The sequence below is a fragment of the Cytobacillus praedii genome (assembly GCF_001439605.1).
Taxonomy (GTDB): domain Bacteria; phylum Bacillota; class Bacilli; order Bacillales; family Cytobacillaceae; genus Cytobacillus; species Cytobacillus praedii.
The window spans coordinates 177997-204789 of the sequence record NZ_LMBX01000002.1 but is presented as its reverse complement, the minus strand read 5'-3'; the positions used below and the strand labels follow the sequence as shown (position 1 = coordinate 204789).

The 26793-nt window shown below is 36.6% G+C and carries 19 protein-coding genes and 1 pseudogene; 15 read left to right on the top strand and 5 right to left on the bottom strand.

Annotation, left to right across the window (positions count from 1 at the left end):
- The first annotated feature begins 109 nt into the window (after positions 1–109).
- The 3 genes from nhaC (at position 110) to ASU02_RS02900 (ending at position 3709) form a co-directional block, all read left to right on the top strand.
- Positions 110–1534 carry a Na+/H+ antiporter NhaC gene (nhaC, locus tag ASU02_RS02910; RefSeq protein ID WP_057760803.1) on the top strand — a complete coding sequence of 475 codons (1425 nt, stop codon included), beginning with the start codon at positions 110–112 and terminating at the stop codon, positions 1532–1534.
- The gene (locus tag ASU02_RS02905) at positions 1534–2400 is read left to right on the top strand and encodes an MBL fold metallo-hydrolase (RefSeq protein WP_057760801.1); all 867 of its coding nucleotides are present in this window, start codon (positions 1534–1536) and stop codon (positions 2398–2400) included. The genes nhaC and ASU02_RS02905 overlap by 1 nt, the downstream gene beginning before the upstream one ends.
- 322 nt (positions 2401–2722) lie before the next feature.
- Positions 2723–3709, top strand: coding sequence for a tRNA dihydrouridine synthase (locus tag ASU02_RS02900; RefSeq protein WP_057760800.1), 987 nt, complete (start codon positions 2723–2725; stop codon positions 3707–3709).
- A gap of 156 nt (positions 3710–3865) precedes the next feature.
- On the opposite strand, the gene ASU02_RS02895 is transcribed toward ASU02_RS02900, so the two are convergent.
- Genes ASU02_RS02895 through ASU02_RS02875 form a run of 5 tightly spaced genes read right to left on the bottom strand, consistent with a single transcriptional unit; the run spans position 3866 to position 8535 of the window.
- A complete protein-coding gene (locus tag ASU02_RS02895) occupies positions 3866–4579 on the bottom strand; it encodes a GntR family transcriptional regulator (RefSeq protein ID WP_057760798.1) in 714 nt (237 codons plus the stop codon).
- 8 nt (positions 4580–4587) lie between these two features.
- Positions 4588–5604, bottom strand: a complete 1017-nt coding sequence (locus ASU02_RS02890) for a sugar kinase (protein ID WP_057760796.1) — start codon at positions 5602–5604, stop codon at positions 4588–4590.
- Positions 5597–6352: a 2-dehydro-3-deoxy-phosphogluconate aldolase gene (dagF, locus tag ASU02_RS02885; RefSeq protein WP_057760793.1), complete on the bottom strand. Its 756-nt coding sequence runs from the start codon at positions 6350–6352 to the stop codon at positions 5597–5599. Before dagF ends, ASU02_RS02890 begins: the two co-directional genes overlap by 8 nt.
- Before the next feature lies 1 nt (position 6353).
- Entirely contained in the window at positions 6354–7397 is a 1044-nt protein-coding gene (locus ASU02_RS02880) for a DgaE family pyridoxal phosphate-dependent ammonia lyase (protein ID WP_057761110.1), read from the bottom strand.
- 37 nt (positions 7398–7434) lie between these two features.
- Complete coding sequence (locus ASU02_RS02875) at positions 7435–8535, bottom strand: amidohydrolase/deacetylase family metallohydrolase (protein WP_057760790.1); 1101 nt, start codon at positions 8533–8535, stop codon at positions 7435–7437.
- 377 nt (positions 8536–8912) lie between these two features.
- Between ASU02_RS02875 and ASU02_RS02870 the strand changes: the two genes are divergently transcribed.
- From ASU02_RS02870 to ASU02_RS02815, 12 genes and pseudogenes are all read left to right on the top strand, one after another.
- Positions 8913–10211 carry an ABC transporter substrate-binding protein gene (locus ASU02_RS02870; RefSeq protein WP_057760789.1) on the top strand — a complete coding sequence of 433 codons (1299 nt, stop codon included), beginning with the start codon at positions 8913–8915 and terminating at the stop codon, positions 10209–10211.
- A gap of 147 nt (positions 10212–10358) precedes the next feature.
- Positions 10359–11222 (top strand): carbohydrate ABC transporter permease, encoded by an 864-nt coding sequence (locus ASU02_RS02865; RefSeq protein ID WP_057760786.1) that lies wholly within the window; start codon positions 10359–10361, stop codon positions 11220–11222.
- Positions 11223–11244: 22 nt separating this feature from the next.
- Positions 11245–12129 carry a carbohydrate ABC transporter permease gene (locus ASU02_RS02860; protein ID WP_082631676.1) on the top strand — a complete coding sequence of 295 codons (885 nt, stop codon included), beginning with the start codon at positions 11245–11247 and terminating at the stop codon, positions 12127–12129.
- A 44-nt stretch (positions 12130–12173) separates the two neighbouring features.
- Positions 12174–14084, top strand: a complete 1911-nt coding sequence (locus tag ASU02_RS02855; protein WP_057760784.1) for a beta-N-acetylhexosaminidase — start codon at positions 12174–12176, stop codon at positions 14082–14084.
- 18 nt (positions 14085–14102) lie between these two features.
- Positions 14103–15148, top strand: a pseudogene (locus ASU02_RS02850) (lactonase family protein).
- 160 nt (positions 15149–15308) lie between these two features.
- Positions 15309–15854 (top strand): GNAT family N-acetyltransferase, encoded by a 546-nt coding sequence (locus ASU02_RS02845; protein ID WP_057760779.1) that lies wholly within the window; start codon positions 15309–15311, stop codon positions 15852–15854.
- An 18-nt stretch (positions 15855–15872) separates the two neighbouring features.
- On the top strand, positions 15873–16259 hold the full coding sequence (locus ASU02_RS02840; RefSeq protein ID WP_057760777.1) for an MmcQ/YjbR family DNA-binding protein: 387 nt from the start codon (positions 15873–15875) through the stop codon (positions 16257–16259).
- Between the two features lie 493 nt (positions 16260–16752).
- Entirely contained in the window at positions 16753–20253 is a 3501-nt protein-coding gene (locus tag ASU02_RS02835) for an endo-alpha-N-acetylgalactosaminidase family protein (protein ID WP_057760774.1), read from the top strand.
- A gap of 1214 nt (positions 20254–21467) precedes the next feature.
- The gene (locus tag ASU02_RS02830) at positions 21468–23147 is read left to right on the top strand and encodes a sensor histidine kinase (protein WP_057760772.1); all 1680 of its coding nucleotides are present in this window, start codon (positions 21468–21470) and stop codon (positions 23145–23147) included.
- The gene (locus ASU02_RS02825) at positions 23140–24276 is read left to right on the top strand and encodes a response regulator transcription factor (protein ID WP_057760770.1); all 1137 of its coding nucleotides are present in this window, start codon (positions 23140–23142) and stop codon (positions 24274–24276) included. The genes ASU02_RS02830 and ASU02_RS02825 overlap by 8 nt, the downstream gene beginning before the upstream one ends.
- A 129-nt stretch (positions 24277–24405) precedes the next feature.
- Positions 24406–25665, top strand: coding sequence for a sugar ABC transporter substrate-binding protein (locus tag ASU02_RS02820; protein WP_057760767.1), 1260 nt, complete (start codon positions 24406–24408; stop codon positions 25663–25665).
- A 170-nt stretch (positions 25666–25835) separates the two neighbouring features.
- A complete protein-coding gene (locus tag ASU02_RS02815) occupies positions 25836–26777 on the top strand; it encodes a carbohydrate ABC transporter permease (RefSeq protein WP_057760765.1) in 942 nt (313 codons plus the stop codon).
- The last annotated feature ends 16 nt before the right edge of the window (positions 26778–26793 follow it).

Genomic DNA, 26793 nt, shown 5'->3' with positions numbered 1-26793 from the left:
TTCAATATCACACTTAAAAGCTTAAAAGCTAAAAAGCTTTAAAGTGATAAAGTGTTTATGATGCTAAAGAAAAAAATATGTTGATTTTATATGATTGGTGGGGAAAAAAGTGAAGACAAATCTTACAATTTGGAAATCAATTATTCCATTGTTTGGTTTAATTATTGCTGCAGCTTGTTCTATTTTTATATGGAAAGCAGGAATGAACTTTCCATTAATAATTGCGGTGATTTTAGCTTCTGTTGTCGCCATTAGCTGCGGATGGAGCTGGGGTGATGTACAGCAGATGATGGTAAATGGAGTAACAAGGGCGTTACCAGCTGTGTTTATATTATTGGTAATCGGTACGATTATTGGGTCTTGGATTGCAAGTGGTGTTATTCCAACTATGATTTATTATGGGATATCAATACTAAATCCTTCCTGGTTTGTTCCAATCGTCGCTCTTATTACCGGCATTGTTTCTATTACTCTTGGAACTTCCTTTACTTCCATCGCAACTGTAGGACTAGCATTCATGGCAATTGGTGAGAGTTTAGGATTTCCGCCGGCTCTAGTTGCAGGTGCAGTCATATCAGGTGCGTATTTAGGGGATAAGCTTTCTCCATTATCAGATACAACCAATGTCGCTGCGGCACTTGTTGATACAGATTTATTTAGTCACATTAGACATATGCTTTGGGACACGATTCCCGCATTTTTATTATCGCTTATCTTATTCTGGGTTTTTGGCAGTTTTGAAGCAGCTAACAGTACAAGCAGAATCGGTTCTGAAGCCATTGATTTAATTATGTCAGGCTTAAAGGATGCTTTTGTTATTCATCCACTTCTATTGTTATTGCCAATTTTAACTATCTTTTTGATGCTCAAGCGTGTTCCTGCATTGCCGGCATTAATGATTGTAGGCTTATTAGGTGCGGTAATAGCTGTTGTGGTTCAGGGCATCTCGGTAAGTTCAATCGTTCAATTTATGACGAGTGGTTTTATAATTACCTCCGGAGTTGGTGAGATTGATTCATTACTAAATCGCGGGGGACTCTCTTCAATGCTTGGAACCATTGGAATGCTAATGATCGCTACTGCTCTAGGCGGTATATTAGAAGAAACGGGAACTTTTGAAGTTTTAACAGGTAAAATGATGAAGAAAGTGAAAACTGCTGGATCACTTATCAGTGCAACACTTGTATCAACATTTGTTGTTGCACTAGCAAGCGGTGCTCAGTTTTTGGCAGTTATACTGCCCGCGAGAACCTTTGTTCAAAAGTATAAAAATATGAATATTGATACGAAAAATCTTTCTAGAACAGTAGAGTCAATGGGGACTGTCGGAATTAATCTTATCCCTTGGAGTGTTCCTGCTGTATTCGCATCGGGCATTTTGGGAGTCAGTGCGTGGGAGTTTATCCCATATGCATTTTTTATTTATATTGTTCCATTAATAAATCTGCTGTTTGGTTTCACAGGATGGACGATTACCAGAAAGGATTACAGCCAAGAGAGGGAACCGGCACATGAAGAAAGGAAAGTTGTATAGTGAGTGAGGTTATATTAAGTGTGGCTGGAACTGCACAAGATGGCGGTTTGCCGCAAGCGAATTGTTTTTGTGAAAATTGTAAGAGGGCAATAGCGGATGCGAAATTTAAAAGAACTGCTGCATCCTTGGCAATTATATTACCAGAAGAGAATAAATGGCATCTAATTGAAGCAACTCCTGATCTTCGAGAACAAATGGCGCGGTTGCAAATGAGATATGGAATGGAATTTCAGCTCATGAGCAGTATTTTTCTATCGCATGCACATATCGGTCATTATCCAGGTTTGATGTTCTTAGGAAAAGAAGCGGTTAATTCTCGTCAAATACCAGTAATTGCAGGGGCAAAAATGAAAAAGCTGCTTGAAAATGATGCTCCATGGAGCCAGTTGACTGCACTTGAAAACATCGTTGTTCAAGAAATCAAAGACGGACAATCGGTTAGTGTTTCTGCAGAAGTAACAGTAACTCCAGTACTTGTTCCGCATCGGAATGAGTTTTCTGAGGCTTTTGCTTTTTGGATAATAGGGCCGAATAAAAAGGTTTTATTTATTCCTGATATTGATCGCTGGAATGCATGGGAAGTTGATATTCGGGAGGCGGCTAAAGATGCGGACATTTGTTTTCTTGATGGAACGTTTTATTCTCAAAAAGAAATAGCAAACATAGGGCGTGATTTTCAGCAGATTCCCCACCCGCTAATAACAGAGACAATGGAGTTGCTTCAGGATTTAGTAGAGGAAACTAACATTTATTTTACACATCTTAATCATTCAAACCCAGTACTGCATAAAGATGGACTATTAAGAAAACAAATTGAAGCAAAAGGATTCTTTATTGCGGACGAAGAGATGGAATTTAGAATATAACAGCAGTGAGATGTTTAAAAGGAATTTTCTTTTTAAACATCTTTTTTTATGATGGATATGTTTTGCTAAATGAGATGATGAAAATTTCTGACGGGATGATAAATATAAAGTATTAATATTTATGGAAATCTTGCTATTTTGAATGTGTAAAATCAGAGAATTTAATTGGTAGCCAACACCGATTTTATCAAAATTATACATGTTAAAATGTTCTTGTGTTTGAAAATAAGTTGGTAAGCATGATATAAGTATAAAAGTAGTGGAACATGTGATTTTACAGAGAGTTTGAGTTGCATTCATAGTGAGAGGATTTGAGTTTAAAATGATAGATAATTTTTGGCGCGATTTACCACGGCCATTTTTTGTACTTGCACCAATGGAAGATGTCACAGATTTGGTTTTTCGTCATGTAGTCAGTGCAGCTGGTCGACCGGATGTGTTTTTTACAGAGTTTACAAATTCTGATAGCTATTGTCACCCAGAAGGCATGAAAAGTGTGCGTGGCCGTTTGACTTTTACAGAAGATGAACAGCCAATGGTGGCACATATTTGGGGAGATAACCCCGAATATTTCCGTCAAATGAGTATTGGCATGGCAGAGCTAGGATTTAAAGGCATCGATATTAATATGGGCTGCCCTGTACCGAATGTGGCATCGCGAGGAAAAGGCAGTGGCCTTATTCTGCGTCCAGACGTTGCTGCAGAGCTTATTCAAGCAGCAAAAGCGGGCGGACTGCCAGTCAGCGTGAAAACACGCCTGGGCTATAAAGAGGTTCAGGAATGGGAGGATTGGCTTACGCATATTTTAAAACAGGATATTGCGAACCTTTCTATTCATTTACGTACAAGAGAGGAAATGAGCCAAGTAGATGCGCATTGGGAGTTAATACCGGAAATCAAAAAATTACGTGACCGTATTGCACCAAATACGCTACTAACAATTAATGGAGACATTCCTGACCGTCAAACAGGGATGGAACTTGCTGAAAAATACGGGATTGATGGCGTTATGATCGGACGGGGGATCTTTAAAAATCCGTTTGCTTTTGAAAAAGAGCCAAGAGAGCATAGCAGTAAAGAACACCTTGATCTTTTAAGACTGCAGCTTGACCTTCAAGATCAATATGCGGAAGAACTTCCACGTTCAATTACAGGGCTTCATCGCTTTTTCAAAATTTATGTCAAAGGATTTCCTGGAGCTGCTGAATTAAGAAATCAATTGATGAACACGAAATCAACAGATGAAGTGCGTGCATTGCTTGATAGCTTTGGAAAGAATATTGATGGGCAGGACAGTGAAAGGATGTAGCTTTCAAAAAAAGTAAATCTTAACATGTTTACTTTCAGTTACTTCAATTTTTTAAACGCAACGTAATGAAAAAGCTCGCAAGTATGCGAGCCTTTTCTAATGGTTTTTGATTGAAGCTTAAAATATATAAAGCAGGAAGCAACTTGTTTGGTGGAGTTATTTTTCATAATTTAACACATATTCCTGCAATTCAGTGTTGTAATAGCCTACACTATATTCAATCAGATTGTTCATTACATCAAATGAGTAGCGGATTCGTTTAAGCAAAGAAGTTTCTGTTTTCAGGCCGAGTGTTTTCATTACATGAGAGGGAGCTGCAGAGACTGAAAAGAAGTCTTGAAATCTCTCTAACAAATAATCTTGTTTCTCAATAAGCTCATATAAAGAGCGATCCTCTAAATTTGAATGATTAATATTGGTAATCTTTGGAGAAATATAATGAGTAAAATGAATATAAGGCTGATTATTAAGATAGTAAACACGTTTAATACACGTACAGTATTTTCCGAGTAATTCATATTTCTTAGTGTTTTCTTCGTTTTGTAAAATCTCTATTTGCAGTAGTTTTTTTTGAATTTGATGTCCTTCTTCTATAAGATACTCTGTAAATAGCTTTCCCTTTGAAAGCATTGAAGAAGCAGTATTCCGAATAACTTTTGTACCTATGCCGCTTTTAGCTTCAAGGTAACCTTCTTGAACAAGCTCCTGTATTGCTTTACGGACGGTGATTTTACTAACCTGAAATTCCTTCTCTAATTGTGGCTCTGCTGGTAAATTCGAGTGGATTTGGTAAACGCCATGCAAAATTCTATCTTTTAATATCTGCTTTATTTGTAAGTATAAAGGTCCTTTTTTTCGTGATATATTCATAATTTTCACTACCTTTCAACGTCGCTTGCAGCATATGTCATAGCTTTGATAATGTCCATTTTTGTTGACATCGGTGTATCACCTTTTATTGTATGTGCTAACATACAGGCAGCAGTTGCAAAGTCTACAGTCTTTTCGATTGAAAACCCTTCACAGATGCCATAAATAATGCCACTTGTGAAGGCATCACCTGAACCAATCCTGTCCAGAACAGGGAAAGTGTGTGTGTTTGAAAATGTCATCGTATTATTTTTATACACAAATCCGCGAATCGAATGTGTATGATCTTGTTTAATTGTGCGCTGTGTTCCAGCAATTAAGGGAATATTGTATTTATTGTATATATTAGGGATAAGTTCAGTCAATTGATCTTCTCGTTTTATTTTCTCTGTCTTCATATCTAAAATAAACATAGCGTCTTTTTCATTCATCATGACGACATCAGCTAAATGCAGTATTTCTTCATAATGTGATTTTGCATCTTTATAGCCATTTTCACCCCAAAGTGCTGGGCGATAGTTGCAGTCAAAGACAACTGTTCCACCGTTCCTTTTCACATGACTAGCAAAAGTGATCATTTGTTTACGAACAGAATCGTTCATTGCAAGTGTAATCCCGCAAAAATGAACAATGTCCATTATTTTGGCTATATGGCCAAATTCATATAATTCATCAGCTGCTGTATTAAAGCTGCTTTCACGTCGATTAGAATAGGTTACTCGACTTGGCCTCCAGCCAAAACCATTCTCCAAAAAATACATGCCTATGTAATTTCCAGCACGATTAATGAATTGAGAAGAGATTCCTAGTTTATGAATATACGATATCGCTGCATCTCCAATTGGATTATTCGGCAATGTGGAAACGAGATAGCTAGAATAGCCAAGCCGAGCAAGAGCTGCAGTGATATTTGTCCCGGTACCTGAGAAGGAATAGTTTAACGTGTTTGCCTGAGCCAAAAGTTCATGGTTAGGCACCTCTAAACGCATCATAACCTCACCAAACGCAGCAAACTTTTTATTCATATTCTTCTACCAATCTCTTCATAATCTTATATAATTCGCGAATATCATCTAAATTCGTTTCACCTGACTCTCTATTAATAATAGAGGAATACACATGTGGAATCACCTGTCTTACATTTGCCTCTAAAGCAATCCGCAGAATGGATTCGAAATTTTCTTTATTTAATCCACCTGTTGGTTCTAATGAAAACCCTTCTTCGCCACATGCTTGTGCGACCATTCGAAACTCTTCTTCACAGCTTAGCCCATCCATAGGGAAATACTTCAATGCATTCCCGCCCATATCACGTACGAGCGAGATGGCTGCTTTAATTGGTACAATAGCTTTTTCTTTATTCGTACTGCTAATGGGACCGGTCGAAATATTAACAAAACCCGCCTTGCCCGTTGGGGAAACTAAACTGTTAATCCAGCTATTTTTTTCCTCAAGATTAGCTCGTGTAATCCCTACATAAGGAAAAACCTGATTAATATGAGTAACAGGGTAAAGTTTAGCGATAGTCGCTACTACTTTTGCTTGTCGATTATCTCCATTGCCTAAACCAATTGAAATGGCATGATCAATTTCCTTTCCATATTCTTCAATCACTTTAGCTGCAGATTCTGCGGAGGGGAAATTAGAGGCCGTCATCCCAATAAGAACATGGCCATCCATTTCTTGAAAGATATTTTTTGCATTTTGAATGCTGTTTGCTAAAACATTTAAGGTAACACGTCCCTTATAAAATCGATTATCAATGATCGTCATTCTACACTCCTCCTAATATTTGAAGCAGTTTTTTCTTTATTATTTTGATATCGTCCTCTTTTAGCGGTCGTGGATCGATTTCAAAAAAGCCTTGTTTTGCTCCATAATCTCGTGTGTAAATGGCAATATTGCCTTCTCGCAGTTTGGAAGTGATGTCCTCAGCGGTGAATTTTGTAATGTTCGGATCAATATTTATTCTTGCGCGGTATATTTTTCGGCCAGACTCATCTTCTACTATAGAGACCTTAATTCCATTTATTTCGTTTAACGGTAGTAAGGAATGCAAACGGTCTATTTCCAGCTCGTTCGTATTTTTCTTCAGCATATATTCTTCTAATGCTTGCAAAAGTCCAAAACGGTTTTCTTTCCCTATCTTCATGCTTCTGCCAATCCCGCTAAATTGGACTCGTAACCAATCAATATACTTGCGTTTGCCTGCAACAATTCCCGAAGTTGGACCTTCGAGTGCTTTTGACCCACTGTATATAACCAGGTCAGAATAATGAATATATTTATGGATATCCTCTTCGGCAGCTGCATCAACGATAAAGGGAATGCGGTTTCTTTTAGCAATCTCCCAGGCTTCTTCTAAGGTAAGCATATTTTTTTGAACAGAATGATGTGATTGAATATAAAGGATGCCTGCAGTATTATTTGTGATAGCATCTTCTATATGTTCCGCGCGTCCTTCATTGGCATAGCCAGCTTCAACAAGACGGCCTCCGCCTAAATAAATCATCGTTTCAACTGGTGCTCCATATTGTACATTATGACCCTTTAACATAATGATTTCATTAAGGGGATTAGACTCTTGGTGGAGTCGTTCACTCATACGGCGGTTTCCCTTCGTTACAAGTGCTGCAATCGATAAAGCGATCCCGCTTGATGCAGAATTGACGATCGCCGCTGCTTCTGAACCAAGCGTTTTAGCAATTATTTCTCCTGACTTTTCTATGAATTCATCCATTTCTACATAGATTTGACCTCCCTGCTTTACTGCTTCCATGACAGTATTAGAGGGGGTTGAAACACCCAGGATGCTCATACGTCCGCTCGCATTAATAATGTGCTTTAAACCATATTTAGCATGTAAGGAATTCACCGTTTATCACTACTCCTTTTGGGATGATTTCTTTTTTGGCTTCGCGTATATCTCCTTCTGAATCAATAAGGGTAATTTGGGAAGATTGAACTTTAAATAGTGTTAGATTCGCAATATCTCCAATCTTTATTCGGCCGAGATGAGGTTTTCTAAGCCAGTTTGCTGCATTAATAGTAACAGCATTTATAATTTCCTCTAATGGATACCCGAGATACAAGAACTTAGAAAGAACGTTTGCTAAGCTGAATACAGGGCCATTCAAACGATTGCTGCGATAAATATCCGTACTAATTGTATGTAAACCAATCTTATGTGTCTTTGCCATCTCAGCCACCTTAAAGGAAAAGCTTTCCGTACCGTGGCCAACATTTAGGTGAACTCCACGATCAATGGCATCTAAAAATATTTGTAATGGGTTGCCTTCGGAATCAAATAGGTTATTAGGTTTATCATTGAGGTAGTGTGTTAATATGTCACTTCCTTCTAAGAGAGGGATTACTTCATCTATTGGCGGTGGACTCGAGCCGATATGTACCATTAACGGCATGGATGTTTTTTTTGATAGGTCTCGTGCCACTCTTAATGGCTCAACGCCATTCTTACCGACGACACTTTTACTTATTCGAACCTTTAGACCAACTATGAATTCATGAAAAAGATGAAGAGAGTTCATAATTCCTTCCTCATTTATCCAATCTAAGTTAGATAGCTCATCCGTTCTGCTCAGCCCAATTCGTGAAATGTTTAAAAATGCGAATACATTCGTTTTAAAGGAATCTTTATTAGCGTTTAATTCAGCAATGCGATCCGACCCGCAGCTGCCAGCATCTACGATGGTCGTTACACCTTGCTTAATGCCGATTTCTTCAATTTGATCACCATAAGGTTCAAGTTTATGGAAAGCATGGACATGCAAATCGATCCAGCCGCTTGAAATATGGAGGCCAGAACAATCAATTTTAAGGGCTCCCACACCTTTCCAGGCATTTGTAATCTCTATAATTTTTTTGTTTTCGATTACTATATCTGCTGAATGTCCTGTAACAAATTGTGCATTTTGCAATACATATCGTTCATCCATACAACCACCCCTTTCGAATTTTAGTGTAATTATCTAAAAGTAAATTCGTATTATTCTAAATATTTAAATATTATAATGTATTTTACCATAAAAGATGATATAATTGTCTATAACATTATAATGTTATAAATTTAATAACAATTTATTGCTCTTAATGAATACCAGAAAGTCATTCTTCTAAGATTTGAATCTATTTATTCTCCTACATTATGAAACCAACCATGCTCTTCAATCTCCCTTAGATTAAAAAATCATTCCATTTCACCTTTGCTATTCCAGACTCATATATTTTCTGTCATCTTTGTTGTACATAAAGTCGGTATTGACAGCTGTTTTTTTCAGGCTGTTTACAAATAAAAAAATAAAGGGGAATCTTCATGAAAAGTAAAAAAATTGGTTTAATGTTGTTTCTCATGTTAGTCTCTCTATTTTTGCTAGCAGCATGCAGCAGCAAAAATAGCAGCAATGAACAGACTGAAAAAAAACCACCGGCAACTGAAGCGAATGAGGAGAATGGAAAAGAAAATGTAGAGTTACGGGTTGTCACGACGATGGCTGGAACCGATCCAGCTGGTGAAGTATTTCAGAAGGTCCTAGATGATTATATGGAGAAAAACCAGCATATCAAAATAATAAACGATTCACAATCCGCAGATGCAGGTACTATTCGTACAAAGATTAATACAGATTACTCTTCCAATAATGAACCTGAACTAATGTTTTTCTTTAACACAATAGATGCAGATGGAATTATAAATGCGGGGAAGGTTGTAAACCTGGAAAAGGCGGAGGGGGTAGATCTATCTGGATATAATTCAATGCTGGAACAGCAGAGAAATAAAGATGGAAATATTTATGCTGCACCGCAATCAGGCTTTTATGAGGGGCTTTTTGTTAATAAAAAGCTTTTTGAAGAGCATAGCATAAAAATCCCAACGACTTGGGAGGAGTATGAATTGGCAATCGAACAATTTGCCAAAACCGATATCATTCCTGTAGCAGCGTCAACAGTAGACTCTTATTATGTCGTTGAACACTATGCTTTGGCAGCAGGTGGAATTGACCATTACCAGGCGAAGTTATCCGATCAAGATTCAACATGGGCTGAAGGGTTGGATAATATTGCGAAGCATGCAAAAATGGGTGCTTTCCCTGCAGATGCAGCAACACTTGATCTTGCTATGGTTCAGGATTTATTTAAACAAGAACAAGCGGCAATGATCTTTGAAGGTTCATGGTTCTGGGGGCAGCTGGTAGAGGCGGGAATGGCAGAAAATGTGACAGTTATTCCAATGCCTGTTTATGGCAGTGGCGGACAGACTGGGGAAATTGTGGGTGGATCTACTCAAGGATGGTTTATTAGTACGAAATCATATGAGGATGAAAGTAAGCGGGAAGCAGTGGTTGACTTATTTAATTATCTAACATCAGAAGAAATTCTATTGGAAATTGTTGCAGCTACTGGCCAGCCTCCAGCAAAAGGTAAATTAACTGATCTCCCAGAGTACATTGCGGCTGGTCATAAGTTAGTGGCAGATGCACCTGCGGTAGATCTTCCTATTAATGACCGTATATTGCCTGAAGCATTTACGTATATCCGCGAAAGTGTTCCTTCTATTGTAAATGGAACAAAGACAGGCGAACAAATTCTTAAAGAAGCTGCTGCACTCGAGTAGTTCAAGAATGAAAACGTCTTCATCGGTTCAGTAAGGGAAACATTAAAGTATATGTATGAATAGGTGGCCCGCCAGTGGAAGAATTCACTGGTGGGAATCATGAACTGTTAAATAGGACGATAAAGATTAAGTAAAAAGGAGTATCCAATGAAGGGTGATAAATTTTATATCTTTCTTTTTTTAACACCAGCATTCTTGATTTCGGGCATTTTTTTATACTACCCTTTTTTTGAAAACATTAAACTAAGCTTCTATAAGACGGACGGATTCTTCAACTCAACCTTCATCGGTTTTGATAACTATATAAGGTTATTTAACGATGAAATAGCTCGAGGTTCGACGCTTAATTCTTTTGAACTAATGCTTTATGTTGCCATTTTTCAGGTGGGGATTGCCTTAGTTCTAGCGATAATGGTTAATTCTATTAAACGGGGTGCTGCTTTTTATCGAATTACGTTCTTCTTTCCAATTGTTATTTCTGGGGCAGCAATCGGTTTACTATTTACGCTTATTTATAACTACAGAAATGGATTATTAAATGAAATATTAATAAATTTAGGATTTGAACGAGTCCTTTGGCTAACTGAACAATCTTCGTTATATATGGTAGCAATCCCAACAGTATGGAACTATGTAGGGTTTTATTTTGTTATTTTTTTGACAGCTATACAGAAAATACCGCAGGACTATTATGATGCAGCAGCACTTGAAGGGATTACTGGGTTTCAAAAAATGATGAAAATCACCATTCCATTAATTCTTGGTGACCTAAAAACCTGTTTAGTTTTAGCTATTACTGGAGCATTGAAAATTTTTGAGCTCGTCTATATTATCACTAAAGGTGGGCCCGCAAGGTCGTCGGAAGTATTAGGCACTTACATGTATCAAAAAGCATTTGTGGATTCTGCCATGGGCTATGGGGCAACCCTTGCTGTTTTTATGGTAGTCATTGGCTTAACATTAGCATTTATTACAAATAAATTTATTAAAAACGATAAATTAACTTATTAATCGTAGAAAAGAGGTGATACATTTGGCTGAAAAAGGTCTGCAACGGCTTACTTTTTGGGAAAAGTTCCAAAGTAGATATTTTTCTAAATCGAAATATGGGAAACTGTTTATCTACTTATGCTTAACATTATGGTCGATGACCACCATTTTCCCTTTAGTGTGGGTTGTGTTAAACTCCTTCAAAAATTCTAGGGAGATTATAACGGACACTTTTAGTTTTCCTACAGATCCAACCTTTCAAAACTATTTAAAAGCATTTGATACAGTAAATATAGGGAAGAGTTATTTAAATAGCCTAATTATGTCAGGATCTGTTGTGTTTTTTGTCCTTCTATTTGGAGGAATTGCTGCGTTCGCAATGGCGAGAATGCAATTTCGATTAAGAGGCACTTTACAAATGATTCTGATTGGGAGTCTACTCATCCCAGCATTCGCTACGATTGTACCTGTATACAAAATGATGATCAAAATGGACCTTGTGAACACATATTGGGCACTTATTATTCCGCAAACGGCAGGGAATATCCCCTTTGCTATTCTGGTTATTAGTGCATATATGGCAACAATTCCGAAGGAGCTGGAGGAAGCTTCGGTTATGGATGGATGCAGCCGCTGGAAGATGTTTACTAAAGTATTCCTGCCTATTTCTTTGCCTTCCTTTGCAACTGTTGGGACATTTGTTTTTCTTTGGTCTTATAACGATCTTTTTTCGTCATTAGTCCTTGTATCTCAAGAGAAAGTAGCCCCAATTGTAGTGCTGCTATCGAATGTCAGCTCACAATATGGGACTGATTATGGGTTGATGACAGCCGCAATTGCAATGACTGTTATTCCAGTCTTAATTGTTTATTTACTTGCCCAAAAGACATTCGAAAAGGGGGCAACAACCGGAGCAGTAAAAGGATAATTCTAGAACAATAGCTTTCTGCTATTATGCGAGGGTGATTTTTGATGAAAATACACTTGCAGGGTGATTTTTCGTCCCTTATATCAGGGATTCAGGCATTGCAAGAGGAGCTTGCATTTTCGTTAGGTAAAGAGGGTGTGCCCCTAACAATCAAGCAGAGGGAGGGGAAGTCGTTACAAGTTTCCCTCGATAATGGAAGTGGACAAATCATCTATGGGGATAAGGTTTGTTTCTATCGAGCATTCGGAATATTTATCGAAAATTTTCAAAAAAAACAGGCGGATTTTCATATAGTAGAAGAATTGCAGTTTTCTACAATTGGGCCGATGTTTGATCTGTCACGGAATGCAGTGATGAATTTACCTAGTTTTCAAAGGATGATTAGAAAATTAGCCATAATGGGATTTAATTCAGCATTGTTATATATGGAGGATACTTATGAAATTAAGAAAGAGCCGTACTTTGGCTATATGCGGGGAAGGTATACACAAGAAGAGCTGAAAAAGCTAGACGACTATGCACATGAATATGGCATTGAGCTGATTCCTTGTATACAAACACTTGCCCATTTAGAAGAATTTTTAAAATGGAGTGCGGCCTCTCACCTTAAAGATACAAGAGGTGTCCTGCTTGTTGAAAGCGATGAAACATATATTTTTATAGATCATATGATTTCTTCTGTTTCAAAACCATTTAGAACAAAGCGGATTCATATTGGTATGGACGAAGCGGAGGAATTAGGAAGAGGAGTCTATTTAAATAAATTCGGCTATAAAGATCGATTGGATTTGATGACAAGTCATCTTGCCCGTGTGCTTGCAATTGTAAAAAAATATGGGCTATCACCAATGATGTGGAGCGATATGTTTATTAAATTAGCTTCCTCAACAGGTGAAGAGCATTACAATATGTCCACAGCCATCCCGGAGCAATTAGTCAAAAAGCTGCCTGAAGATGTGCAGCTTGTGTATTGGGATTATATACATGTGAATGAAGACGAATATGAACGGATGATTATGAAACATAAGGCATTCGGTAAAATACCTGCGTTTGCAGGGGGAATATGGGTTTGGAATTCGTTTGGAACGAATTATGGATTATCACTTAGAACGACTGAAGCTGCTTTAAAAGCATGCAAAAAAGAGGGGGTTCAGGATGTTTTTGTCACGTTATGGGGAGACGATGGCTTCGAAAATAATTGTTTCACGGCATTATTAGGATTACAAATGTATGCCGAACATGCTTATTGCAGAGAGCTTGAAAAAGATAAACTTCGTGACCGTGTGAAATATTGTACAGGAATAGGCGAAGATTCTTTTCTATACTTGAATGAACTAGATCAAATTCCAGGGGTTTCACCAGGTAATAATGTGCAAACAAACCCTTCTAAATTCCTATTATGGCAGGATGTTTTCCTTGGGTTATTCGATCGGCATATTGAAGGCCTGGATCTAAGATCCCACTATTCAAATTTAGAAAATAAATTTAAGGAAATTAGAAATGCCAATTGTTCTCTTGATTTTATTTTTGATGTCCCGGAAAAACTATCAGCAGTTTTAAGCATTAAGGCAGATATTGGATTAAGATTAAAAAAGGCATATGATGAAAAAAATTTAATCGATTTAGAGGGGATTTCTGCAGTAGATTTGCCGAATATAATGAAAGAAGTTGAGGAATTAAGAAAGGCACATCGTGATCAATGGTTTAGGATTAATAAACCTTTTGGGTGGGAAGTTTTAGATATTCGTTATGGTGGATTAATAAAGCGTATGGAAACAGCATGTAAACGACTATGCGATTTCATTGATGGGAAAATTGATTGCATTGAAGAACTTGAAGAGGAACGTTTATATTTCAATGAAAGTGTAAAAAATTCTACAGGTTTAGGCTGGTGCAGCTACTATTATCGGATTGCATCCCCGAATGTATTCTTTCATGTTCTGCCTCTATACTAGGAAAAGGAGATAGCAGGAATGACGGATAATCATGGTTATTACTATGTGTTTGTAGGATCTTATGGGAATAAAGATGATCAGTCCATTCAATTACTTTTATTTGATTCTACGTCTGGAAACTTGAGAAAAACAGGTTCGACTTCTGGAATTATGAACCCATCTTTTTTAACAGTAAATAAGGAAAAAACTCGACTTTATTCTATTAGTGAAGAAGATCCTGGAGAAATTGTAAGTTTTTCTATTGAATTAGGAAGTGGAAAACTTTCTGAAATCAATCGTCAGCCAACTGTAGGTTCCTCACCATGCTTTGTGAGTCTTGATCCGTATGATCAATTATTGTTTACCGCCAATTATGGGGGAGGAAGTATAACGGTATTTCCTTTAAATCAGGAGGGATCTATTTCCCCCTTTTCAGATTTTAAAAGGTATACCGATACAGTGCTAAAGAAATCATCCCATCCCCATCAAATAAAAAATATCCCGAATACAAATAAATATTTAATTACCGACTTGGGGATGAACCGAATATATTTGTATCAATTTGACTATATGACTTCCAAGCTTGAATTACTCAATGAGATAGTGGCCGTCCCTGAATCGGGTCCAAGACATTTGACTTTGCATGGTGAACGGAGAATTATCTACGTAGCAAATGAATATAATTCAAATATTTCTGTTTATACCTATGATGAAAGATTTGAAATATTTGAACTAATTCAGGAGATAGAGACAATCCCCAGTCACATTGAAACCTTAAATTATTGCTCGGATATTCATATATCATCATGTCAATCGTACTTATATGTTTCCAACCGTGGTCATAATAGTTTAGCAGCCTATCAAATTTTAGATGATGGGGAATTGAAGCTCTTAGGACACTCATTAACAATGGGGAGTGGCCAAGAAACTTCGGGATTGTGCCAGATGGAAAGCATATCCTTGTTGCGAATCAGCATTCTGATTCGATCGTTGTGATGAAGATTGGAAGCAATGGCATTCCACAGACTACGAGTCAGCACTATTCGGTTAAAAGCCCTGCGTGTTTATATATTATGAATGCTTAGCAATTGTATTTATGGAAGCTCGGGGATATCCTCGGGCTTCTTAATTATTAGTAAGAAAATATTTTAGCAGTTTTACGAAGTAATTCAACGATAACCAGACAGGAGTATGTATAATAAATAAGAAAATAATCCAAAGTTATATTCTAAAGGAGCTGATCAAATGAAGCATCGTTTATTTCATTCATTAAATGGGGAAAATATCTATTTTAAAGCATTAAGTACAGATGATGTGCAAGAGGTACATAGCTACGCTTCAGATGCAGATGTTTCGCGATTTATTGGCTGGAATTTAATGAATGAATTAAAAGAAACACGGAGTTATATTGAAGTCATGTTAAAGCGGGAGTTGGAAGGAACACATTTTTATGCGTCCATTGTTCAAAAGTCAACCCAAGCCATTGTAGGGACAGCTATGATTTTTAATTTCGACCATGAAGCAAACAAAGCAGAAATTGGTTATGTTTTGCATAAAGATCATTGGGGGAAGGGATTTGGCACAGAGTGTGTAGCATTGATGAGTGATTTTGCTTTCAAATCACTGAATCTTCACAAAATCTATGCAAATGTTGTCGATGCTAATATTGGTTCTGCAAGGATACTTGAAAGAAACAATTTTGAGTTAGAAGGACGATTAAGAGACCATTATTTTATAGAGGATAACTATTATGATGCCCTCCTATTTGGAAAAATCACAATAGACGGCTAAGCAAAGGAGAATAAACAAATGGAATTACATGACACAGCTGTCATGCTGGATAATGTACGAAAAATCTGTCTTGCACTGCCCGAAGCTGTCGAAATAATCGATGGCTTTGGTCATAATACATTTAAAATCAATGGAAAATCCTTTGTTATTTCGGGTGAAAGCGAAAGAGGATTTAGGCTGTCGTTCAAGTCAGATCGGGAAACCCAAGAAATATTGCTGCAGAAAGAGTATTTTTACAAAACTCCATATATAGGACATCACGGCTGGGTGTCGATCCAAAATCCGGCAGGGGATAACTGGGAAGAGTTGAATGATCTTATTCAAGAAGCCTATTTGCGTGCGGCACCGAAGCGTTTGGTTAAGAAATGGATGGAGTTATATAAAAAAGTAGGAAAGGAAGAATAAATCTGCCTTTCCTTTTTTTATGTATTTGTGGAATTTTTCTATATATTATACTCGTAAAAAAACATAAATTCTTAGCGGAATATCACTGTAAAAAATAAGATAAAAGCCATTTTTTCGTATAGTTTCCTCTCCCTCCGTCCTCATTTGCGAAGTTCCCCTTCATTCCCAAATATCAGGTTTATCCAACAGCCTAATAAAATAAATAGAAAATTTAATGCATGCATTTCGGATTAGGACTATTTTAGTGAATATTCACAAAAAACAATATTCCTAAAAAATAGAACAATATCTCGCTTGTGTAAGCGTTTTAACAAACGTACCCTTGAATATAAGGTTAGGCTGGTAACCGCTAACCGCTTCTGGTTTTGAAATATTCTCAACTGTTTTCACATACTATCAAAAACTCAAAAGGCAAAGGAATCGATACCTCTGAAGAAACAATCAATGCCAGAAGTGCAAGTTACCAAATGAAAAACGACAAAGGGGAGTGCTTATGGGGAACTCAAGAAAAAAGTTTAGAAAAACAATGGCAGTACTTTTAGCTGGAAGTGTGGTAGGTTCTACAGTGTTTGCGAATAGTACCCCGATACTAGCTGAAGGAAAAGCGGATTTTAAACAGGCAGGAAGCCAAATCATTCCACAAAGTGCACAAGCTGTTATTTCTTCTAATCAAATGGATGTTCTTGTTGATGTAAATTTTCCAAGAGTCATTCGATACGATTTAGTATCGGGAAATGGAGCAGGGAAGACATTTAATGGACAGACTGAGGCAGTAGATAAAATCCTTATTAATGACATAGCAGTGAAGCCAAAAGTAAAAGCAAAAGTTACACCTGATAAAATTGAATATGAGATGACTTTAGAAGACGCCAGCAATAATATCTCGGCAGTTATTACTGCAGAAATGGTTGTTAAAGAGAATATTTTGGAGTTTAATATTACAAAAATTGCAGACAACAAAATTGTAAAAACAATTGAAATTCCTAATCACCATCTAATTTCAGTAAATAGCAGTCAAAGAGATGCGGTACTTGATGGCGTCCAGATGTCTACAAATACACGTATCAATGGTGACAGACAGGTAAAGGTAGATAAAGATTTAAATACGCAAGATGAAGAGCAAAAAGGATATATGTATGCCTTCCTTTCTAATGATGAATTAAGTGCAGGTATATGGTCTAATACAGAAAATAATTTAGCGAAAAAATTAGCTCCAGATTCTTATGCTGCAAAGACGGATGCACAAAGAATTACAGCTACGGCTACGACGAATAGTGCAGGGACAAAAACCATTGGTTTAAGCAGTACCTTTTGGACTTATCAAAAATCAGAAGAACATCGTAAGGAAGATGGCACACTGGAGCTAGAAGATGGAACAGTAAACAAGGTCGATGAAATGCCGTCCGTGAAAGTTATTATTACAGCTGACGAGAATGGGGATAAAAAAGTAAACTGGCAAGATGGAGCGATTGCTTATAGAAAAATTATGAATGAACCTCTAGGGACAGAAAAGGTTCCTGATTTAGTTGGTTACCGCATTAGCATGAACTTTGGCGGTCAAGCGCAAAATCCTTTCTTAATGGCATTAGACGGAGTGAAGAAGTTTTACCTAAGTACCGATGGATTGGGACAATCGATCCTGCTGAAAGGGTATGGGAGTGAAGGGCATGATTCTGGCCATTTAAACTATGCAGATATTGGCACGCGCATTGGTGGCGCAAAGGATATGAAAACATTGCTAGCGAAGGGGAAAGAATATGGCGCAACCTTTGGCGTACATGTAAATGCAAGTGAAACATATCCAGAATCAAAGTATTTTCAAGAAGATCGTTTATTAAAAAATCCAGATGGAACGTATAAATATGGCTGGAACTGGATTGATCAAGGAATAAACATTAATGCGGATTATGATTTAAGAAATGGCAGAGCACAGCGATTCAAGGATTTTTATGATGTTCTTGGCGGCAAAAAGAATGATTTAGATTTTATTTATGTAGACGTTTGGGGCAATGGACAGTCAGGTGATAATAGTACATGGCCAAGCCGCCAGCTAAGTAAGGAAATTAATAGTTTAGGCTGGCGCTTAGGCAGTGAGTGGGGATATGCCAACGAATATGATTCAACATTTCAACACTGGGCTGCTGATTTAACTTATGGTGGCTATACTCTAAAAGGCATTAATAGTACCATCACTCGTTTCATTAAAAACCATCAAAAAGATGCATGGATTGGCAACTATCCTAAGTATGGCGGTGATGCAGATGCGCCATTATTATTCGGCTATAGCATGAAAGACTTTGAAGGATGGCAAGGCAGAAGTGATTACAAAGCCTATTTGGATAACTTATTTGCCGTAAACGTTCCAACAAAATTTATTCAGCATTACCAAGTAACACAGTGGGAAGATGGAAAAGCAGTTGAAATGATCGATGATAAACATCAAGCTTATAACTGGGTACCAGGAATGAAGGCAGTATTAAAGGATGATACTGGTGAAAATACACTTACCATTGAAAGAAAGTCTAATGATTTTGCCAATGATAAAGATGGATATCGAACAAGAATCATGTCATTTAATGGCAATCGGATATTTGAAGGTAAACCTGGTGATGAAAAATACTTAATTCCATGGTTGTGGGATCAAAGTGGTAAAAAGTTATCAACAGCAGACGAGAAATTATATCACTGGAACACAAACGGGGGAGAAACAACCTGGACAGTTCCAGCTGGCTGGCAAGGGACGGTTAAAGTTTATGAGTTAACTGAGTTAGGAAAGGACAATGGACAAAATGTTAAGATTAAAAATGGCAAAATCACATTAGATGCAAAAAAATCCACTGCCTATGTCATTTATAAAGAAAGAAAAGCTAACAAAGATGTTAAATGGAGCGAAGGCATGCATCTTGTGGATACTGGTTTTAACAGCAATTCCTTAAAGGATTGGAAAGTTAAGGGGGATTCTAAAGCAGTAACAATTACGAAGAGTGAAGGCAATAATAACATGCTAACAATCTCTAATAATAAAAAGAAAGTAGATGTTACTCAAAAAGTAACGGGATTAAAACCAAATACGAAATATGCTGCTTATGTTGGTATAGACAACCGAAGTGAAGCGCAAGCAAGTATGACCATTACTTCTAATGGTAAAAAGTATACGAATAGTACGGGTAAATCTATCGCCAAAAACTATGTTAGAGCTTATGCACATAATACGCTAGGCACGGAGCAGGCAAAAGCAGATGGTCAAATGACCTCAACGGTAGATGGCACAAGTTATTTTCAAAATTTATATGTATTCTTTGAAACGGGTAAGAATCCATCTGATGTAACCATTGATTTATCTAGAGATGCTGGAGATGGTGCAAGTTACTTTGATGATATCCGCATCATAGAAAATAATGCCAAAAATCAAGAAAGCAGCAATAAATTCGTACAAGATTTTGAAAATGTAGCACAAGGGATCTACCCGTTTGTCATTGGAAATATTGAAGGGGTGGAAGATAATAGAACGCACCTTGCAGAATTTCATGCACCATATACACAAAGAGGCTGGAACCAAAAAGTGGTAAATGATGTTATTGCCGGTAAATGGTCACTTAAAACGAATGGTTTAACAGAACGTGAGGCACTTGTATACCAAACGATCCCTCAAAACTTCAAATTTAAACCAGGAGTAACATATAGAATCACTTTTGATTATGAAGCAGGCAGTGATGGAACTTACGCAGTAGTAACAGGGAATGCACCATTTGAAGAAAAAGGTGTATTAACAAAGAATGAACTAAAATCAACTGCAAGCAGTGATAAGAATGTAAAAGCGGGCACATATTCTTTTATTTTAACAGGAGATGAATCAGGTCAAAGCTGGTTTGGTATTTATTCTACTAACAAAGCTGCTGATACTCAGGGGGTGAAAGACTCACAAGCTAACTTTAATGGCTATAAAGATTTCATGCTTGATAATCTGGTTATTGATGTAGTATCAAACGAATAGAAACAGTTGTTATAAAAGAAAAGTGTCGAGAAAGAATTCTAAATTTAATTGAAATGAGCATCGAATGGAATCTGTTTTAACAATAAAGTTGAATTTTAATTACGAACAGATTTTGATATTAAATCCGGAAGAGTAAGGATAACAGGTTGATGAGTTGATACATTTTATTATAACTTTTGGGGTCAGTTTCCATCGCTTAAAAGTGATGAAGACTGACCTTTTTTAGTGAACAAGTTTACTATTCTGAATCTATTAAAATGCCTAATTTTTGATGGAAGATATAGGTTTTATCATGTTGTCGAAAAGAAGGGATAAACTGCAGTATTTTCACCTATTTATAAGAAATCTATAGTTAATTTAATAACCTCCAAATTACCTGTAGTAGTATTAAATTATTTATTTAATTGACACATGGAGAACTAATAATATAATCTTCTACTAAGTTGATTTTTACTAAAATTTTAAAATAGTCTGAGTAGTATTGCCGAAGCGGAAATTTAAAATACGAATATTAAGTTTGAAACATTAAAACTAGAAATGTACAAGCCTATTACTGTTGCACTGGAAACCATTGAACATGTAGAAAACTTGCTTGTCCAAAATGAAACAAATGAAGGTAATGCTGCCTGCCTAAAGAAATAGAAAAGATTTGTCCTTATTAATCGGACCATGGGAAAGTAGTGTTTATTAATGATGGTGAAGAACGATCTGCTGAATTGAAAATATATAGTGATTATGATGAATTTGTATATGTTCCTAATCACGCAACCCTTTATCTCATGTTATTTCTGAAAATGAAATGGGTGTTCCTGCTGAGGACCATGAGATGGAGAAACAGGATGATGTACGTGTGGATAAGTTCAATCCACTTGATGAACCGATCTGTTAAAATGATGGGTGGTGATTTTCACCATCACTTCTAGTACGAATCAATTTATTTTTCTGGATCATAATACAGGTCTTGACCTGTCAGACACGGAGACAAGAAGTGTCATTCAAAGAGTATACCAAACTCAATCTTACCCAGCTCATATTAAATTGCCTGTTATGGCGAAATAAAAATCCTCTTGAATTGTAACAAAGTCCTCTCCTTTTAAAAGTGGCAAATCTTTTAAGTAAGTTTTTTGTCAATATTTCAGGTCCTGTACTAAATGTATGAAACTTCATTCATGTTTTTATGTTTTTAAAAAAATGGTATATGGGTAGGGGTACATATGAAATTTACCAATATTCTTAGTACACAGAAGAAACTTTTCTTTATGTTTTTAATTGTGGCGTTGCTCCCATTATTAACCTTAGGCGTAATTTCTTATATGCAGTCAACAAAAGTGGTGAATGGAAAGATATCAAATTACAACCAGTTTTCTGGTGAAAAAATTAAAACAGAGCTTAATCAAATTTTAGTAGATATGTATTATGGAACTGCTGCAATCCAACAGTATTTAGCTGATAATACATCGATTAATCTAAAGCATCAGAAACCTGAAACGTATTGGGATTTCAAAGTCGCAAATAATTTGGAGAGACTTTTACAAGCACATGAAAAATCAAATATACGAGGGATATATGTTATCACATCGTCTGGCTATTACTATGGGAACTATAGTTTTAAAGTAGATCAATTTAAAAAGCTTGAACTGTGGAAGCGTGGCTTTCGGAGTGGAAATACAGAAATAGGAATTTATAAACCAAATCATTATCGATACAATGATCTACAATATGCCCTTGGGCTGCTTGTTCCGTTAAAGTTTTCATATGGTGTGTTAAACGATAGTTTTCTTTTTATTGAAACCGATTTAGATAGTTTATTTGATTCAATGAATTTATTAGAGGAAGATTTACATTCAAGAATATCAATACGGGATGAAACGGGGAAACTTTTATACCAAACGAAAAGTGATGAACAAGATTTAAAGGATGACGTGGTCTGGAAAGAATATACTCACATTAATAATTGGGAATTGGAAATTCGTGTACCTAGAGATGCTTTTTATCAATCTTCTAATGTAATATTTAAGATCGTTTTGATAGGAATTCTAGTTGCATTTTTTTTAGCACTTATTCTTTCGTATATTTTTTCAAATCAATTTACAAAAAGAATATTAAATCTAAAATTTGCAATGGAAGAAGTGAGTAAAGGGGTTTTTGAAAAGAAGGTTTCGTTTCATACAAAGGATGAGATTGGTAAGCTTGGGCTTCATTTTAATCGGATGGTTGATAGAATCAAACAATTAATGGAAGAAGTCAGACAGAAAGAATTAATGAAACGGGAAGCGGAAATGAAAGCAATTCATTATCAAATTAATCCTCATCTTCTATTTAATACGTTAAACACTATTCAGTGGAAAGCACGGTTAGATGGGAATGAGGAGATTGGGAAAATGCTGCTGCATTTAACAAAAGTACTTGAAGGAAATTTAGATTTTACGATTGAATTAATTCCTCTAAAAAAGGAAATAGAGGCAATTAAACATTTCCTCATTATTCAAGAACTTCGATTTGGATCGCATTTTACCTTTTCTTTGAAGATGGACGATAGGATTGAACAAGGGTTAATCCCAAGGATGACTATACAACCGATGCTCGAAAATATTTTTTTCCATGCTTTTGAGGATGGGAAAGGAAATATCGAACTGGAAATAACAAGGACAAAGGGATATTTTCAGCTGGCCTTAAAGGATAATGGAAAAGGGATGTCCCAGGACAAGCTGAACACATTATTCCTGAAGCCAAATGAAAAGGTACGTGGCGGAATCGGCTTATCGAATGTGAAGCAAAAGTTTTATATTCATTATGGGAACGACTATTTGATTAGCGTGAATTCAGTTGTTAATCAAGGAACAGTTATTTCAATTTCTTGGCCAATTAGATGGGGAGGTCATTATGATGAGTAAGGCATGTATAAAAGTTTTGTTAGTCGATGACGAGCCGATTGTTCGCAGAGGGTTACGTGCTACTGTTAATTGGGAAAAGTATGGAATGACTGTAGTCGCAGAGGCTTCGAATGGAAAACGGGGCTGGGAGGAATTTTTGGCTCACCGACCTGATGTTGTCATAACTGATATTGTTATGCCTGAAGAAAGCGGACTAGAACTTTCACGGAAAATTAAAGCGCAAGCACCAAAAACGAAAATTCTTTTATTAAGCTGTCATAAAGATTTTGAATTTGCACAGGAAGGGATAAACCTAGGTGCATCAGGTTATTTATTAAAGACAGTTTTTGATGATAAAGAGTTAGAGTATTTTCTAAGTTCCTTTCAAAAAGAAATAGCAGGCACGTCAAAAAATTTCCTAACCGATGGCTTAAATGAAAGCTTCTTACTGTGGTTAAGTGGATATAATAATAATTTTGAACAGAAATTGGATGAACTTTTTAATGGTGAATGGGGTTGGATGAATCATAAGTTTTATGCGTTTTTCATTCAAAATATGCCTTCAATGGCTCAGGAGATTGACTTACAATCCTTTAATTTTATTACAATATCATTTGGCAAAAATCTAACCTTTCTCTTTGTGGATGAATCATGCCACCCAACATTATTAGCTAATTTAACTGAAGAGAGGGTTGCTCTGCAAGATATAAATTGGATTCATGCAGGGCCGCTCATAGGAAAGCAAGATTGGATAAAGTCTGTTATGGCATTTCATCATGCCCAGCAGCAGGATGGAATGCTGCATCAATATCCATCCGTACTTTTGCAAGCGGTGGAGCACATTATGAGAAATTTATCAAAGCCTATGACTGTTTCGGATATTGCTGAGGCTGTGGGGATGAGCAGGAGTCATTTAAGTACATTGTTTAAGAAAAAGATTGGCGACAGTATTCATTCATTTATTGAGAAAAAACAACTCCATCTTGCCAAACAGCTTTTAAAAGGAACGAAGCTAACCATTCAAGAAATTGGAGAACAGATTGGCATCCAAGATGCAAAATACTTTAGTAAATGGTTTAAACGCTGTACAGGTTTGCCGCCATCAAATTATCGAATCCAACAAAAAGGCGATGAAAGGCTAACAATATAACGAGGATAATTATAAATAACTAAAAATTGCGACAAATATAAAACAAATAAAAGTGTTTAACCGCTTTCAGAAAATATAAAATGAAAGCGGTTATATTTTTAATATTCAAAAAATGAAAAGAGGGGTCCTATGAGAAAAAAGAAAATCTGGTTTTCGTTGCTTGTATCAATCGCCGTTCTTATCATGTTTGCTTGTAGCTCAAATGGTACTTCAGGGACTGAGACAAAGGATGGGAAAACAGTCTTGCGCTTCGCGACTTGGGATACGGGAGAATCATTAAAAATTCAACAAGATATTGCAAAGGAATTTGAAAAGGAAAATAAAGATGTAAAAGTTCAGGTAGAAGCCTATGCAGATGGATTTGATCAAAAGATTGCTGCTTCATTTGGAGCAAAGAACCCGCCTGATGTTATGTATATGTGGGATTTCACCACCTATAGCCAATCACTTGAACCGTTGGACTCCTATATAGAGAAAGATACGGATATCAATATGGATGATTTTTATGAGGGGCTCTTTAACTATTCGAAAGTAGATGATAAGTTATACGGCATGCCCGCAGGCTTTTCAACAATGGTTGTGTACTACAATAAAAAGCTCTTTGATCAATACAAAATTCCTTATCCACAAGCTGGATGGACATGGGATGAGTTTAAGGAAATTGCCAAAAATCTAACTGATAAAAGTAAAAAGCAATATGGGTTTTCTGTCACATCGGAGCCTGATACGTACGATTTGCAAGGTTTAGTTTGGAGTAATGGCGGAAGCTTCATCAGTGATGATGGAAAAGAAATTAAAGGATTTATAAATAGTACTGAAACGGTTGAATCCATTCAACTTTATGGAGATATGGTGAAAGAAGGTTCAGCTATTCTAACTGGAGGCAAAAATCAGCAAAGTGCAAGTGATATTTTCAAGTCTGGCAAACTCGGTATGCTTGTTAGCGGAGTATGGCCAATTCAGGGCTTTAAAGATGCTAAAGTAGACTTTGGAACAGTAATGATGCCTGCATTCGGTTCTAAGCCTGTAAAAGGATTAATTTCTTCATCTTCCATTTCAATTGCAAAGGATTCGAAGCAAAAAGAGTTAGCATGGAAATTCGTAAAATACTTCTCTTCAGAGAAGGCAATCAATATGAGAACAGCGGATTTACCAGTACGTAAAAGTGTCGTAGAAAAAAATAAAGTGATGGAGAATCCTTTATATGAGCCGTTCTATACAATGTTGGAAAATGCCACAAATTCCCCTGCATTTTTGCTAAATAAAAATTGGAATGAAATAAACCGTAACCTATCTGCTGCGATCAATGCTGTTATGGTAGGACAAGATGGGAAACCATTATTCGACAAGGTTGTAAATGAATCTGAGAAATATTTAACAAAGGATTAATGTGTTTGGTGGAAAAAATAAAAAAGTGAATAAAATCATATAGTTCGAGGGTATGTATTGTCACTGCCATTCTAGATAATTGGGTGTGTAGGAACCTCAATGATCATTAGAATTCGGAGTGGCAATTTTTTTGGTTGTGACAAGATGAAATAGGGGAAGAGGAGGTTTTTATGAAAACAGATGTAGGTGTCAATGCGGAATATAACCCGGTTTACCAAAAAAAGAAAAAATGGAATAAAATAGTCCCATATTTATTCATCTCCCCATGGATTATTGGTTTTATCGTATTCACGTTAGGACCATTGCTATTTTCATTTATCATTAGTTTCTTTGATTGGCCGATTGTTGGTGAAAAGAAATTTATCGGGTTAACTAACTATATTACTATGTTTACGGATGATCCGTTATTCTGGTCTTCCTTATGGATTACCTTGAAGTTTGCGCTTTTCTTTGTCCCTTTAAACATTATTCTAGCATTATTGCTTGCAATGCTATTAAACCAAAAGGTAAAGGGAAGTTCATGGTTTCGAACATTCTTCTATGTACCTTCTGTCATATCTGGTGTTGCGCTTGCGATGATTTGGGGAACCGTTTACGACGGAGAGTATGGAATCTTAAACTATTTACTTTCCTTAATTGGAATTGAAGGGCCAAATTGGCTGAATGATACTAGCTGGGCGTTAGTCGCGATGGTCATCGCAAGTTTGTGGGGTCAAGGGACGATGATGCTTATCTTTTTATCAGGACTGAAGAATATTCCACAAGATTTATATGAGGCTGCAGAAATAGATGGAGCTGGGAAAATATATAAATTCTTTAAAATTACAGTGCCACTGCTTACCCCAACCATTCTGTTTAACTTGATTATGACTATTATCGGTGCATTTCAAACGCTGACATTAGCACTTGTATTAACGGGTGGTGGGCCCCTTCAGTCGACATATTTCTATGCAATGTATGTCTACGAAAATGCATTTAAATATTTTAAAATGGGGTATTCTTCTGCAAATGCGTGGGTCATGTTCATTATTATATTGTCCTTAACCATGCTTGTATTTAAATCTTCTAGTGTATGGGTGTATTACGAGAATGAAGTGAAGAATGATAAATAGAATAGAAATGGTGGTG

Excerpts from the sequence above, each read along its gene's own strand:
- ASU02_RS02875 (WP_057760790.1), bottom strand. The coding sequence starts at position 8,535 with ATGGATGAACGATATGTATTGCAAAATGCACAATTTGTTACAGGACAT.
- ASU02_RS02825 (WP_057760770.1), top strand. The coding sequence starts at position 23,140 with ATGAGTAAGGCATGTATAAAAGTTTTGTTAGTCGATGACGAGCCGATT.
- ASU02_RS02880 (WP_057761110.1), bottom strand. The coding sequence starts at position 7,397 with ATGAGCATCCTGGGTGTTTCAACCCCCTCTAATACTGTCATGGAAGCA.
- ASU02_RS02855 (WP_057760784.1), top strand. The coding sequence starts at position 12,174 with ATGAAAATACACTTGCAGGGTGATTTTTCGTCCCTTATATCAGGGATT.
- ASU02_RS02870 (WP_057760789.1), top strand. The coding sequence starts at position 8,913 with ATGAAAAGTAAAAAAATTGGTTTAATGTTGTTTCTCATGTTAGTCTCT.
- ASU02_RS02815 (WP_057760765.1), top strand. The coding sequence starts at position 25,836 with ATGAAAACAGATGTAGGTGTCAATGCGGAATATAACCCGGTTTACCAA.
- ASU02_RS02820 (WP_057760767.1), top strand. The coding sequence starts at position 24,406 with ATGAGAAAAAAGAAAATCTGGTTTTCGTTGCTTGTATCAATCGCCGTT.
- ASU02_RS02900 (WP_057760800.1), top strand. The coding sequence starts at position 2,723 with ATGATAGATAATTTTTGGCGCGATTTACCACGGCCATTTTTTGTACTT.
- ASU02_RS02845 (WP_057760779.1), top strand. The coding sequence starts at position 15,309 with ATGAAGCATCGTTTATTTCATTCATTAAATGGGGAAAATATCTATTTT.
- dagF (WP_057760793.1), bottom strand. The coding sequence starts at position 6,352 with ATGACGATCATTGATAATCGATTTTATAAGGGACGTGTTACCTTAAAT.
- ASU02_RS02865 (WP_057760786.1), top strand. The coding sequence starts at position 10,359 with ATGAAGGGTGATAAATTTTATATCTTTCTTTTTTTAACACCAGCATTC.
- ASU02_RS02830 (WP_057760772.1), top strand. The coding sequence starts at position 21,468 with ATGAAATTTACCAATATTCTTAGTACACAGAAGAAACTTTTCTTTATG.
- ASU02_RS02895 (WP_057760798.1), bottom strand. The coding sequence starts at position 4,579 with ATGAATATATCACGAAAAAAAGGACCTTTATACTTACAAATAAAGCAG.
- ASU02_RS02840 (WP_057760777.1), top strand. The coding sequence starts at position 15,873 with ATGGAATTACATGACACAGCTGTCATGCTGGATAATGTACGAAAAATC.
- ASU02_RS02835 (WP_057760774.1), top strand. The coding sequence starts at position 16,753 with ATGGGGAACTCAAGAAAAAAGTTTAGAAAAACAATGGCAGTACTTTTA.
- ASU02_RS02890 (WP_057760796.1), bottom strand. The coding sequence starts at position 5,604 with ATGAATAAAAAGTTTGCTGCGTTTGGTGAGGTTATGATGCGTTTAGAG.